This window comes from Adlercreutzia wanghongyangiae, from assembly GCF_035989245.1.
Classification (GTDB): Bacteria; Actinomycetota; Coriobacteriia; order Coriobacteriales; family Eggerthellaceae; genus Adlercreutzia; species Adlercreutzia wanghongyangiae.
This window is the reverse complement of the sequence record NZ_JAYMFF010000007.1, coordinates 25643-38959: the sequence shown is the minus strand read 5'-3', so window position 1 is coordinate 38959 and position 13317 is coordinate 25643. Positions and strand designations below refer to the sequence as shown.

14 protein-coding genes are annotated in these 13317 nt (G+C 66.1%); all 14 read left to right on the top strand.

What is annotated here, in order from left to right:
• Positions 1–191 precede the first annotated feature (191 nt).
• The 14 genes from VIN30_RS04315 (at position 192) to atpA (ending at position 13316) form a co-directional block, all read left to right on the top strand.
• The gene (locus VIN30_RS04315; RefSeq protein WP_338209556.1) at positions 192–1853 is read left to right on the top strand and encodes an NAD(P)/FAD-dependent oxidoreductase; all 1662 of its coding nucleotides are present in this window, start codon (positions 192–194) and stop codon (positions 1851–1853) included.
• Entirely contained in the window at positions 1850–2488 is a 639-nt protein-coding gene (locus tag VIN30_RS04310) for an L-threonylcarbamoyladenylate synthase (protein WP_338209553.1), read from the top strand. The genes VIN30_RS04315 and VIN30_RS04310 overlap by 4 nt, the downstream gene beginning before the upstream one ends.
• Positions 2485–3501, top strand: coding sequence for an alpha/beta fold hydrolase (locus VIN30_RS04305; RefSeq protein WP_338209552.1), 1017 nt, complete (start codon positions 2485–2487; stop codon positions 3499–3501). Before VIN30_RS04310 ends, VIN30_RS04305 begins: the two co-directional genes overlap by 4 nt.
• Positions 3502–3737: 236 nt before the next feature.
• On the top strand, positions 3738–5228 hold the full coding sequence (glpK, locus tag VIN30_RS04300) for a glycerol kinase GlpK (RefSeq protein ID WP_338209551.1): 1491 nt from the start codon (positions 3738–3740) through the stop codon (positions 5226–5228).
• Positions 5229–5658: 430 nt separating this feature from the next.
• A complete protein-coding gene (rpiB, locus tag VIN30_RS04295; RefSeq protein ID WP_338209549.1) occupies positions 5659–6093 on the top strand; it encodes a ribose 5-phosphate isomerase B in 435 nt (144 codons plus the stop codon).
• A 208-nt stretch (positions 6094–6301) separates the two neighbouring features.
• A complete protein-coding gene (gene glyA, locus VIN30_RS04290; protein WP_338209547.1) occupies positions 6302–7558 on the top strand; it encodes a serine hydroxymethyltransferase in 1257 nt (418 codons plus the stop codon).
• A gap of 163 nt (positions 7559–7721) precedes the next feature.
• On the top strand, positions 7722–8363 hold the full coding sequence (upp, locus tag VIN30_RS04285) for a uracil phosphoribosyltransferase (RefSeq protein WP_338209545.1): 642 nt from the start codon (positions 7722–7724) through the stop codon (positions 8361–8363).
• Positions 8364–8365: 2 nt separating this feature from the next.
• On the top strand, positions 8366–8839 hold the full coding sequence (locus VIN30_RS04280; protein WP_326426008.1) for a deoxycytidylate deaminase: 474 nt from the start codon (positions 8366–8368) through the stop codon (positions 8837–8839).
• A gap of 206 nt (positions 8840–9045) precedes the next feature.
• Positions 9046–9336 (top strand): hypothetical protein, encoded by a 291-nt coding sequence (locus tag VIN30_RS04275; RefSeq protein WP_338209543.1) that lies wholly within the window; start codon positions 9046–9048, stop codon positions 9334–9336.
• A gap of 32 nt (positions 9337–9368) precedes the next feature.
• Positions 9369–10163 carry a F0F1 ATP synthase subunit A gene (gene atpB, locus VIN30_RS04270; protein WP_338209541.1) on the top strand — a complete coding sequence of 265 codons (795 nt, stop codon included), beginning with the start codon at positions 9369–9371 and terminating at the stop codon, positions 10161–10163.
• A 145-nt stretch (positions 10164–10308) separates the two neighbouring features.
• A complete protein-coding gene (atpE, locus tag VIN30_RS04265) occupies positions 10309–10527 on the top strand; it encodes an ATP synthase F0 subunit C (RefSeq protein WP_028027236.1) in 219 nt (72 codons plus the stop codon).
• A 92-nt stretch (positions 10528–10619) separates the two neighbouring features.
• A complete protein-coding gene (gene atpF / locus VIN30_RS04260) occupies positions 10620–11183 on the top strand; it encodes a F0F1 ATP synthase subunit B (protein ID WP_326426068.1) in 564 nt (187 codons plus the stop codon).
• The gene (gene atpH / locus VIN30_RS04255) at positions 11173–11751 is read left to right on the top strand and encodes an ATP synthase F1 subunit delta (RefSeq protein WP_326426015.1); all 579 of its coding nucleotides are present in this window, start codon (positions 11173–11175) and stop codon (positions 11749–11751) included. The genes atpF and atpH overlap by 11 nt, the downstream gene beginning before the upstream one ends.
• Positions 11745–13316, top strand: coding sequence for a F0F1 ATP synthase subunit alpha (gene atpA, locus VIN30_RS04250; protein ID WP_338209539.1), 1572 nt, complete (start codon positions 11745–11747; stop codon positions 13314–13316). Before atpH ends, atpA begins: the two co-directional genes overlap by 7 nt.
• The last annotated feature ends 1 nt before the right edge of the window (position 13317 follow it).

Sequence of the window (13317 nt, the reverse complement as noted above, 5' to 3'; positions counted from 1 at the left end):
GCGTGCGATGAGTCGGCTTTGTCCAGCGGCCCCCGCCGGGGAGGGGCGCCGTGCTCAGACAGTCCTCGCTCGGCGGAACAGTCCACCGGACTGTTCCGTTCGCTGCGGAACTCCGCGCGGGCCCCTCCCCGGCGGGGGCCGCTTGCTCTCCCGTGACAGCACGGTCTTTTTCCAACGAAAGCGGGGCGAGTATGATTCGAGCCTCTAATATTCCTGTGTCCCTCGATGCGCTTCTTCCCGAGAACGAGGAGCTTTTCAAGCGGGAGGTCGCGCGGGCGCTCGGGGTTCGATCGAGCGACATTGCCGAGGTGAAGCTGCTGAAGCGCTCTGTCGACGCGCGGAAGAAGGCGAATGTGCACGGGGTGGTTACCGTGGCTGCACGGTTGGACGACGGTGCGGTGGCCCATCCGGCGAAGGGCGTGGCCGTCGGCCCGTACGAGCCGCCCGCGCCACTTGCGATTCCGCGGGTTTCCGTCTGCGCCGATGCGCCGCGGCCGCTCGTGGTGGGAACGGGACCGGCGGGGCTGTTCTGTGCCCTGTATTTGGCGCGTGCCGGGTTGAAGCCGCTCGTGGTAGAGCGCGGGGCGTCGGTGGACGAGCGCGTGGCCATCGTGGAAGACTTCAATGCCGGCGCGTCCCTCGACGGGTGCACGAACATCCAGTTCGGCGAAGGCGGTGCCGGCACGTTTTCCGACGGCAAGTTGAACACGGGCACCAAAAGCCCGCATATCCGCCATGTGCTGGAAACCTTCGTGGAGGCGGGCGCGCCCGAGGACATCCTCGTGGACGCCAAGCCCCATATCGGCACCGACCTTCTGGTGGACGTGGTGCGCAACTTGCGCCGCGCCATTCAAGAGGCCGGGGGAGAGGTGCGCTTTCTCGCGCGTCTCGACGGCCTTGTGCTTGAGGATGGGCGCGTGGCGGGCGTGCGTCTCGTGGACGAGCGGACGGGCGCGACGGAGGTTGTCTCGACCGATTGCGTGGTGATGGCCTGCGGGCACTCGGCCCGCGACACCTTCGCCATGGTGCGGGAGGCGGGTGCCGTCATGGAGCGCAAGCCCTTCGCCGTGGGTGTGCGCATCGAGCATCCCCAGGCGCTGGTGAACGGGTCCCAGTACGGCCCTGCGGCCGGCCATGCGGCCCTGGGCGCGGCCGACTACAAGCTGGCCGTGCACACGGCGGACGGCCGTGGCGTGTACACGTTCTGCATGTGTCCGGGAGGGGAAGTGGTGGCCGCGGCCAGCGAGGAGGGTGGCCTGTGCGTGAACGGCATGAGCCGCCATGCCCGTGCTGGCGCGAACGCGAACGCTGCCCTGCTCGTGGAGGTGCGCCCCGACGACCTGCCCGGCGACGACCCTCTGGAAGGGGTGGCTTTCCAGCGCGAGATAGAGCGGGCCGCTTACGAGCTGGGGCGCGCGGATGGCAGCGCACCCTATACGGCCCCGGCCCAGACCGTGGGCGATTTCCTGGCGGGCGGTTCGGGGGCGGACGTGGGCACTGTCGAGGCAACCCCTCTCGCAGATCCCACCTACCCGCGCGGCGTGGCTTGGCGCGACTTGCGGGACTGCCTGCCCGCTTTCGTGACCGAGGCCATGGACGAGGCGCTGCCGCTGCTCGACCGCAAGCTGCGCGGCTTTGCGCATCCGGGGGCGGTCATGACCGCCGTGGAGGCCCGCAGCTCCAGCCCCGTGCGCATCGTGCGCGACGATCGCTTCCAATCGAACATCGCCGGCCTGCACCCTTGCGGCGAGGGCGCCGGTTATGCCGGCGGTATCACCAGCGCCGCTGTGGACGGCCTGCGCGTGGCCGAGGGCATCGTTGCCGAGCGCGTGGCCGAGGGAGGTGCCCGATGAAGACGCTGACGCTCGAGGAAGCCTGCGCGGCCCTGGCCGCGGGCGAGGCGGTGGTGCTGCCCACCGACACCGTGTTCGGCGTGGGCGTTTCGGTGGCGGCCGCCCGGGTGCCCGACGGACTGTACCGGTTGAAGCACCGCGACGGCGGCAAACCGGTGGCATGGCTCGTGGACGGCCCGGCCAGCTTGGATAGGTACGGCGCGGCGGTGCCCGCTTACGCGCGCCGGCTGGCCCGCGCTTTCTGGCCGGGGGCGCTCACCTTGGTGGTGCGCGCCGCCGACGCGGTGCCCAGGGCCTTCCAATCGGAGGCGGGAACCATCGGCCTGCGCATGCCCGACAGCGCCGATGCCCTGGCGCTGATCCGCGCTGCGGAATGCCCCTTGGCTGTCACCTCGGCCAACTTCTCCGGCGCGCCCGCCACCGACGACGCCTCCGCTTTGGACCCGGCGCTGGTGGCGGCTACGGCCGGTCTCTACCTGTCGCCCGATGCCGGGGGCACCTCGGCGGCGTCCCACGCTTCGCCAACGGATGGGCCCGCGCTGCCCTCCACGGTGCTAGACTGCACGGAAGAGCACCCGCGCGTGCTGCGCGAAGGGGCCTTGTCCTGGGATGTGCTGAAAGGAGCGCTGTCATGAGCCAGCCGAGAGAGACCGCCGTGCCGAAGGACGGCGCGGTGGGCCGCACCGAGTTCACCTTCGATTCCGCTGACGGCAAAAGCGCGGTGCATGCCGCGCTGTGGGTGCCGACCACCATGGAGCGTGCCGTCGGCGGCGCTGCCGATGTGCCGGGTTGCTTCCGCCCGCGTGGGGTAGTGCAGCTCATCCACGGCATGGCCGAGCACATCGACCGCTACGACGACTTCGCACGCTTTCTGGCTGGTGAGGGTTACCTGGTAGCGGGCCACGACCACATCGGCCACGGCGATACGGCGCCCACGGCGGCCCATCGCGGCCGCATGCACCCGACCGACGGGGCCGGTGCCCTCGTGGACGACGTGCAGACGCTGCGCGTGCTCGTAACGCGGCAGGTGGCGCCCGATGTGCCCTACTTCATGTTCGGGCATTCCATGGGCTCGCTGGTGCTGCGCAACTACCTGCCCCGCTTCGGCGAGGGGCTCGCGGGCGCCGTCGTCTGCGGCACGGCGAACCAGCCCGAGGCCGTGGCCGCGGCGGGCAATGTGCTGGCCCGCGCCATCGCGAAGGTACGCGGCGCCGACTACAAGAGCAAGCTTCTGCACAGCCTGGCCGACGGCGCCTACAGCCGCGCGGTGAAGGACGCCCGCACGCCCTTCGATTGGCTCTCGCGCGACGCCGACGTGGTGGACGCGTTTATCGCCGACGAGCGCGCAGGCTTCATGTTCTCGGCTGGCGCCTACGCCACTCTGACCGCGCTGGCGGCCCGCGCCAACAGTCCGGCCGCCTACCGCGCCACGCCCCACGATCTGCCGCTGCTCTTCGTGGCCGGCGACGCCGACCCGGTGGGGGATTGCGGCCGCGGCGTGGCGAAAGCCGCCGAGTCCATGGAGCGCGCCGGCGCCGAGGACGTCACCCTGCGCCTCTTCCCGGGCATGCGCCACGAGATCCTAAACGAAATCGGCAAGGAAGAAGTCTGCGCGTTCGTCCTGGAATGGATCGAGGAACGCAGCTGAGGCGGAGCGAAGCGGGAACGCGGGGTGCCTTGACCGAGCGAGTTCCGCAGATGGTGTCGAGTGATTCGACCAAGGCAGAGCGTAGAGGGACATGGGGTGGTGCTCACCAAGCGAGTTCCGCAGCAACTCGAACAGTCCAGTGGACTGTTCGACAAAGCGAGGACTGTCTGAGCGACTGAGCATTACCCCATGGCCCGACCGGCGGTGAGCCGCAGACAGCAACAAGAGGAGCACTAGTGAAGAAGTACATCATCGCGCTGGACCAGGGCACTACCTCTTCCCGCGCCATGCTCATCGATCGCGTCGGCCGCGCCGCTGGGGCGGTCCAGCGGCCCTTTCCGCAGCTGTACCCCCAGCCGGGCTGGGTGGAGCACGACCCGCACGACATCCTGTCGTCCCAGCTGGGGGCCTTGACCGAGCTTCTGCTCACCTACAGCGTGAGCCCCGAGGACGTGGCCGCCATCGGCATCACCAACCAGCGCGAGACCACTGTGGTGTGGAACCGCGCCACCGGCGAGCCCATCGCGAACGCCATCGTGTGGCAGTGCCGCCGCACCGCGCCCATGATGGAGGCCCTGGCGAGCGACCCCGAGGTGGTCGCGCAGGTCACCGCCCGCACGGGGCTCGTGCCCGACGCGTACTTCTCGGCCAGCAAGATCGCCTGGATTCTGGGGGAGGTGCCCGGGGCGCGGGCCGCCGCCGAGCGCGGCGAGCTGGCCTTCGGCACCGTGGACAGCTGGCTTCTGTGGAAGCTCACCTACGGGGCCGTGCACGCCACCGACGTGACGAACGCCAGCCGCACCATGCTCTACAACATCCACGAGGGCTGCTGGGACCCCTACCTGCTGGAGCTGTTCGGCATCCCCGCGTCCATGATGCCCGAGGTGCGCCCGTCAGCCAGCTTCTTCGGCGAGACGGCGAACCCGGGGCTCGTGCAGGGCATTCCCATCGCGGGTGTGGCAGGCGACCAGCAGGCGGCGCTCTTCGGCCAGTGTTGCTTTGAGGCCGGCCAGGCGAAAAACACCTACGGTACCGGCTGCTTTCTGCTCATGCACACGGGTCACGAGGCTTGTACGAGCAGCAACGGGCTCATCACCACGGTGGCCGCCTCGGCGCCTGGTGCCGCGGGCACCGAGTACGCGCTCGAGGGCAGCGTCTTTGTGGCCGGCGCGCTCATCCAATGGCTGCGCGACGAGCTCGGCATCATCGGGAACGTGGCCGATACCGATGCCATAGCCCGCAGCGTGTCTAGCACTGAGGGCGTCGTGGTGGTGCCCGCGTTCACCGGCCTGGGCGCGCCGTGGTGGGATGCCGAGGCCCGCGGGGCCATCCTGGGGCTCACCCGCGGCACGGGGCGCGCCCACATCGTGCGGGCGGCCCTGGAGGCGCTGGCCTACCAGGTGTGCGACCTGGTGCAGGCCATGACCGAGGACGCCGGGGTGCCGCTGGCGGTGCTGAACGTGGACGGGGGAGCGGCGGCCAACGACTTCCTCATGCAGTTCCAGGCCGACATGCTGGGGGTGTCGCTGCGCCGGCCCGCCAATGCCGAGACCACGGCGCTCGGTGCCGCCTACCTGGCGGGCCTCACCACGGGCTTCTGGCCCGACACGGCGGCGCTTCTGGCGCTGCGCGAGGGGGAGGAGCGCTTCCTGCCCACCTTCGACGAGTCGGCCCGCACCGAGCGCCTGGCCCGCTGGCGCGCCGCCGTGGCCCGCGTTCGTGGTTGACTTCCGCAACCGATTACCCTTAGCTGATTGCTCGCAGTTGATCGTCCGCGCGCGATTTCGGTCGGCGAAGGTGCCCGATATTGCATCAGATCGCGAGTTATAAGCGTCTGCGGTGTCTGAAGCGGTTCCAAAGAGGGAAAATATAACGATTATCGTCTATCATATCTCTCCCCTCACGCTCATAACTCAAGATTTGCTGCAATTTTCGCCCCTTGAGCTGACCGAGCGGTCCATTCCTCCAGAATTTGGCTTTTTGTAGTGCCTATTCCTCCGGAATCTGACTTACTGGCGCGCCGCCGGAGTCTGCGTCCGCGGCGGAGGACGCCCCGTTCCTCCTGATTTGGTGCGGAAACCGTGAGCCTCGCCGCGCGACGCCCTGTCAGCGCCTACAATACGACCCGAAGCGCAAGCGACGGAAAGGACATGGCCCATGCGCGTGAGCATCGGTGCCGACCACGCCGGCTTCGAGCAGAAGCAGGCTTTGGCGGCGTATTTGGAATCGAGGGGCTTCGAGGTGTGCGACCGCGGTCCCGCAAACGACGACCGTGTGGACTATCCCGACTATGCGGCGCTCGTGGCGGCCGACGTGGCCGAGGGCGCAGCCGATTTCGGCGTGCTCGTGTGCGGAACGGGCATCGGCATGGCCATGGCCGCCGACAAGGTGCCCGGCGTGCGCGCCGCCAACATCATCAACACCGAGTTCGCCGCGCTCTGCCGCGAGCACAACGACGCCAACGTCATCACCCTGTCCGGCCGCTTCGTCCCCCTGGAGGAGAACGAGCGAATCCTCGACACCTTCTTCGCCACCGAATTCGGCGGAGGAAGGCACGCCAGTCGCGTCGAGAAGATCATGCAGCTCGATTAACCAATCATCTTTGGAAGAGCAGCGGGCGGAGCCCGAAACCCCCGGAGGGCACCGTCTGAACACCAAAAGGAAAGCGACCGAAGGTCGCAAGTAAAAGCATGAAGCAGCGTAGCGCCTGAGCGAAGCGAAGTAGCGGAGCGGCGCGTGCCCGGAGCGGGGTTTCGGACTCCGCCCGCGGACAGGCAAGGCAAAAGAAAGGGAGACATACATGGCTCTGGAGTTTTTGAACACGCAAGATCCGCAGGTAGCCGAGTGCCTGCGCGAGGAGCTTGCCCGCCAGCGCGGCAGCGTTGAGCTCATCGCATCGGAGAACTTCACGTCGCGCGCGGTCATGGAGGCCGTGGGCAGCGTGCTCACTAACAAGTACGCCGAGGGCTACCCGGGCAAGCGCTACTACGGCGGTTGCGAGAAGGTGGATATGGTGGAGGACTTGGCCCGCGACCGCGCTTGCGAGCTGTACGGCGCGAAGTACGCCAACGTGCAGCCCCACTCCGGCGCCAGCGCGAACTTCGGCGCCTACCTGTCCATCATCGAGCCGGGCGACACGGTGCTCGGTATGAGCCTCGACCACGGCGGGCATCTCACCCACGGCAGCCCGGTGAACTTCTCGGGGCTTCTGTACAACATCGTCTCCTATGGCGTGAACCCGGAAACCGAGGTCATCGACTACGACGAGGTTGAGCGCATCGCTAAGGAATGCCGCCCCAAGGTGGTTGTGGCGGGCGCGTCGGCCTACCCGCGCTTTATCGACTTCGAGCGCATGGCCGCCATCGCGCATGAGGTGGGCGCCTACCTCATGGTGGACATGGCCCATATCGCGGGCCTCGTGGCCGCGGGGCTGCACCCGAGCCCGATGCCCCACGCCGACATCGTCACCTCCACGAGTCACAAGACCCTGCGCGGCCCGCGTGGCGGCTTCATCCTCACCAACAGCGACGAGCTGGGCGCGAAGATCAACAAGGCCATCTTCCCGGGCGCCCAGGGCGGTCCGCTCATGCACGTCATCGCCGGCAAGGCCGTGGCCTTCGGTGAGGCGCTGCGCCCCGACTACCGCACCTATATGCAGCACGTGGTGGAAAACGCCCGTCGTTTGGGCGAGGGCATGGCCGACGGGGGGCTGCGCCTCGTGTCCGGCGGCACCGACAACCACTTGTGCCTGGTGGACCTCACGGCCTCCGACATCACCGGCAAGGATGCCGAGAAGCTGCTCGAGAGCGTGGGGCTCACCGTGAACAAGAACTCCATCCCCAACGAGCAGCGCTCGCCCTTCGTGACGAGCGGCATCCGCGTGGGGTCTGCCGCGGCCACCACCCGCGGCTTTACCGCCGAGGACTTCTACGAGGTGGGCCAGCTCATCGCCACCACGGTGTTCAATGCCGCCGACGAGGCGAAGCTCGCCGACGTGCGCGCCAAGGTCGACGCCATGCTGGAGGCCCATCCCCTGTACCCCGGGTTGGAGTACTAAAGAAGTATCAAACGGGGCTGCGCAGGCTGCGAGGCGGGCGGGGGCGCCTGCGCGCAGGCTGCGCAGCGTTCGGAACAATCCAGTGGACTGTTCCGCCGAGCGAGCCATTGCTTGAGCACGGGCGCCCCCGCCCGCCTCGCAGCCGGACGAAAGGAACGAACTTATGGAATGGAATGACCGCGTCGTCGTCCTCGACCACCCCATCGTGCAGCACAAGTTGTCCATTCTGCGCGACAAGCACACCCCCTCCAGCGAGTTCCGCGAGATCGTGAGCGAGCTGGCCCTGTTCGAGACCTACGAGGCCACGCGCGACCTGCCGTTGACCAACGTGTTCATCCACACCCCGGTAGCGCCCTTCGACGCCAAGCAGATCGCCGGGCGCAAGGTGGCCTTCGTGCCCATTTTGCGCGCGGGTCTTGGTATGGTGGACGGCGCGCTCGCGGTGGTTCCCACGGCGCGGGTGGGCCATCTGGGCATGGCCCGCAACGAGGAGACCCACCAGCCGGAGTCTTACTACGACAAGCTGCCCCGCGACATCGCGAGCCGCCGCGTTTACGTGCTCGACCCCATGCTCGCCACGGGCGGCTCGGGTGCGGCGGCCGTGAAGTACCTGCGCGACGCGGGTGTGGCGGGCACCATCCGCTTCCTGTGCATCGTGGCGGCTCCCGAGGGCATCGAGCGATTGCTCGCCGAGGATGACGATCTTGTCATCTACGCCTGCGCGGTGGACGAGGGCCTGAACGACGACGCCTACATCGTGCCCGGCCTGGGCGACGCCGGCGACCGCATCTTCGGAACGGAGTAAACATGGCGGAAGATCATCGCCCCAGCTGGGACGAGTACTTCATGGACCTGGCCAACCAGGTGGCCGAGCGCACCACGTGCCTGCGCCGCGGGGTGGGTGCGGTCATTGTGAAGGACCGCCGCATCCTGGCCACGGGCTACAACGGCGTGCCCACGGGGCTCGCCCACTGCTCGGAGACGGGGTGCCTCCGCCAGCAGCTCGGCGTGCCCAGCGGCCAACGCCACGAGATTTGCCGCGGCCTGCATGCCGAGCAGAACGCCATCATCCAGGCGGCCCGCTTCGGCACCGACATCGATGGCGCCACCATTTACGTGAACACCCAGCCCTGCGTGGTGTGCGCGAAGATGCTCATCAATGCCGGCATCAAGGAGATCGTCTACCAGAACCCGTATCCCGACGAGCTCTCCCAGCAGATGCTCGCCGAATCGGGCATCCTGGTGCGCGAGTTTACGGGGAAGGCCTCCGAGCGCTCCTAGGCTTGCCGCCTGGCTTAGGCCGCACCGCCGCCCTCGCAGCGCCGCTCCCATCTGGGGCGGCGCTCTTGTTTTCCAACCGTTGACCACTCACGGAAAAACCCCGCACATCTTCAGGGGGCCGCAGAGCGCTCCTGCTATTGCTTGTTACAATCACTTCGCTTCTATGCGTGTTGCTGGCTGGCCATGGTGAAAGGAGTAGGTGAACCATGCTGATTGCTCTCGGAGCCCTCGTGGGATTCCTGGGGTTTTCGCCTCTGTTCCTTGCCTTTCATTTTGCTCGCAAGCATCCGTCTACAAGCACATTGTCGTTGGGGCTCTACGGCCTCGGCGGCGTTTCCGTCTCGTTGGTCGTCCTGGTGGTCGGCCTTATTTTGTGCGCGGTGTGCGCCCGGGACGGCCTCGTAGGGTTCGCTATCGCTGAGGCGGTGGTGTTCCTGGGCGCGACCATTGCGTTCGTCGTGCGCCGGAACGGCATCCTCAAGCGTGGAGACAAGTAAGTAAGCACTCGGATTAACGAGGGGAGAGCAAAGTGGAAGAAGCTCTGAACGAGTTCGTGCATGAGGCTCAGGGCCTCGCGGCGCACTTCGAGCCGCAAACGGTGTTCAGCATCGGTGGCTGGGATGTGACCCAGTACATCATCTGGCTGTTCATCGCCTTTATCGTGGTGCTGCTGGTGGTGCTGGGCGCGGCGAAGAAGCTGCAGGTCGTGCCGACCAACAAGTTCTGCAACATGGTTGAGTACGGCTATGAGTTCGTCAGCCGCAATGTGGCCGAGGACGTTATCGGCCATGGGTTCAAGAAGCACGTGCCCTTTCTGGCCACCATCTTCTTCTTCATCCTCATCTGCAACATTCTGGGTCTGGTGCCCGGCTTCAAGACGTCCACGGGTTCCATTTCCTGCACCTGGGCGCTGGCGGCCATCTCGTTTGTGTACTTCAACGTGTACGGCCTGAAGACCTTCGGCTTCTTCGGCTACATGAAGACGCTGTGCCCCTCCGGTGTGCCGGCTCCCATGGTGCCGGTCATCTGGTTCCTCGAGTTCTTCTCGATGATCATCCGCGTGCTCACGCTGGCCGTCCGACTCTACGGCAACATGCTGGCGGGTCACATGGTGCTCGCGGTGTTCGGCATCGCCACCACCTGCTTTTTGCAGCAGGCCCTCTTCAGCGGCACCATGGATCTGGTGGCGGGCATTCCGTCCATCGCGTGGTTCCTGCTGCTGGTGCTGATGTACGCCCTGGAGTGCCTGGTGGCCTTCATCCAGGCCTTCGTGTTCGCCATCCTGTCGGCTTCCTACATCCAGATGGCTACCCACGCCCACTAGGAGCCGGCGCGAAAGCGCATTGCCGCCCCGCGGTCGCCCGTCGCAGCGTATGCGACTTGAAATTGGTGTCACAGCTGTTCCACACGGCTGAGCATATTTGGTAAATACCCCTTGACAGGCGAGGGGTTGGACAAAGGAGGAAGTTGTGGAAATCACTCTTGCACTTGCCGCTCTGAAGGTTGTGGGCTACGGCCTCGCTGCCATCGGCCCTGGCATCGGCATCGGTATCGCGACCTATGGTCTGTGCGTCTCCGCTGCTCGCCAGCCCGAGATGAAGGGTCAGCTCATGGGCTACTTCTTCATCGGCGCCGCTATGTCCGAGGCGTTGGCGCTGCTCGGCTTGGTTCTGTTCTTCATCGGCTAATCGCTTATCAACGGTATAAGAGATTACGAGCACAAGAACAGGAGGCAAGCGAGTTGAAATGCACGAATAAGGCATCGAAGGCGTTCGGCGTCGTGGCTGCGACGGCCGCAATCGCCCTGACTTGTCCTGCGTATGCATTCGCTTCTGAGGGCGGTATCGACGCGATCCTGCCCAAGATGAACGAGTTTATTCCCATGCTCGTCGCCTTCATCATCCTGTGGGTCGTTCTGGCGAAATTCGGCTGGCCGCTGTTCAACGGCATGCTGGAGAAGCGCGAGAACACCATTCGCGAGGCCTTGAAGAAATCCGAGGAAGCGCAGATCGAAAGCGAGCGCGTGCTTGCGGAGTACAAGCAGCAGTTGGCTGACGCGAAGTCGCAGTCGACGCAGATCATCGCGGATGCCCGCGCTATCGGCGAGGCCGTGAAGGCGGACATCACCGCCCAGGCGCAGTCCGAGGCGTCCGACATGATCGCCAAGGCCAAGCTGGCCATCGAGGCTGAGAAGAAGCAGGCGATTGCCGATCTTCAGGCCTCCATCGCCGATACGTCGGTGGATGTGGCCGCCCGTCTCATCGGGCAGGATCTCACCGAGGGCGAGCATCGGGCGATCATCGAGCGCTATGTAAAAGAGGCGGGTAGTTTCAATGGCAACTAATCGTCTTGTCGTCAAAGAGGAAGTCGCGGTATTCGCGTCGGTGCTGTTCGACGCGGCCAACGAGGCGGGCGGCCAGCAGGCCGTGCTGGATGTGCGCGAGCAGATGGGCGAGATCATTCGCCTGATGCGCGCCGATCTGGACCTCGCGGTGTCGCTGTCGAACGCCGACTACACGGCGGAGCAGCGCAAGGCCCTGGTGGAGGCGGTTTTCGCCGACTGCCACCCGGCCCTGCGCGAAGTGCTGGCCGTCATGGCCGAGCGCGGTCAGGCCGACCTGCTGCCGCGCGTGTACGCCGACTACTGCGAACTGGTGGGCGAGCGGCTCGGCCTGGTGGTGGTCGATGTGACGACCGCCGTTCCCCTGGACGATAAGCTGCGCCAACTCATTACGGAAAAAGCCGAGGCCGACTTGGGACGCAAAGCGGTGCTGCGCGAGCGCATCGACAAGTCCATCCTGGGCGGCATCATCATGAGTGTGAACGGCAACCACATTGACGCGAGCATGATCTCGCAGCTCAACCGCGCCCGCCACATTCTCAAAGACACAACAGATGGAGGTGAATGCTAGTGACTGAAATCACCGCACAGTCCATTGACGCCGCGCTGCGCAAGCAGCTCGAGGCGCTGAACGTCAGCGTTGAGTCTCGCGAGGTGGGTACGGTCATCCAGGTCGGCGACGGTATCGCACGCGTCGACGGCCTTCGCGATGCCATGGCCGGTGAGCTGCTCGAGTTTATCGGCGAGGGCGGCAAGACCGTGTACGGTCTGGCCCAGAACCTCGAAGAGGACGAGGTCGGCGCCGTGCTTCTCGGTGACGTCACCGCAATCAAGGAGAACGACCAGGTCCGCACGACCGGTCGTATCGTGGAGGTTCCCGCCGGCAAGGCCATGCTCGGCCGCGTGGTGAACCCCCTGGGCATGCCTATCGACGGCAAGGGCCCCATCAAGGCCGAGGGTAGCCGCCCCGTGGAGTTCAAGGCTCCCGGCGTTATCTCCCGCCAGCCCGTGGACGAGCCCATGCAGACCGGTATCCTGGCCATCGACTCGATGGTGCCGATCGGCCGCGGTCAGCGTGAGCTGATCATCGGCGACCGCCAGACCGGTAAGACCGCTATCGCCATCGACGCCATCATCAACCAAAAAGATACCGACATGATCTGCATCTATGTCGCTATCGGCCAGAAGGCCTCCACGGTTGCCGGTGTGGTGGAGACGCTTGAGCGCCACGGCGCCATGGCCAACACCATCATCGTGGCGGCTACGGCTTCCGACTCCGCGCCCCTGCAGTACATCGCCCCGATGGCCGGTGCCGCCATGGGCGAGTTCTTCGTGTACAACGGCGACGACGGCAAGCCCGCCTCCGCCGAGAACCGCGGCCGTGCCGTGCTCATCGTATACGACGACCTGTCCAAGCAGGCTGTGGCCTACCGTCAGATGTCGCTGACCCTGCGTCGTCCTCCGGGACGCGAGGCCTATCCCGGCGACGTGTTCTACCTGCATTCCCGCCTGCTGGAGCGCGCGGTGAAGATGTCGGACGAGAACGGCGGCGGCTCCATGACGGCTCTGCCGATCATCGAGACCCAGGCCGGCGACGTGTCCGCCTACATTCCCACCAACGTGATCTCCATCACCGACGGTCAGATCTTCCTGCAGACCGACCTGTTCTTCCAGGGCCAGCGCCCGGCTGTCGACGTGGGCATCTCGGTGTCCCGCGTGGGCGGTTCCGCGCAGATCAAGGCCATGAAGCAGGTGGCCGGCTCCCTGCGTCTGGATCTCGCGTCCTACCGCGAGCTGCAGGCCTTCACCCAGTTCGGTTCCGACCTGGACAAGGCCACGCAGGATCAGCTGACCCGCGGTTCGCACATGACCGAGCTTTTGAAGCAGGGTCGCTACAACCCGATGCCCGTGGCCGAGCAGGTCATCGCCATCTTCGCCGGCAACGAGGGCTTCCTCGACGATCTGCCGCTGAACGCCGTGGTGCGCTTCCGCACCGAGCTGCTTGCCAGCCTGCGCGCTTCCAAGCCCGAGATCATCGACGCCATCAACACCGAGAAGAAGCTGACCGACGAGATCGAGACCAACTTGAAGGCTGCTATCGCCGCGTTCAAGCAGTCTTTCGACGCCACGGCGTAAG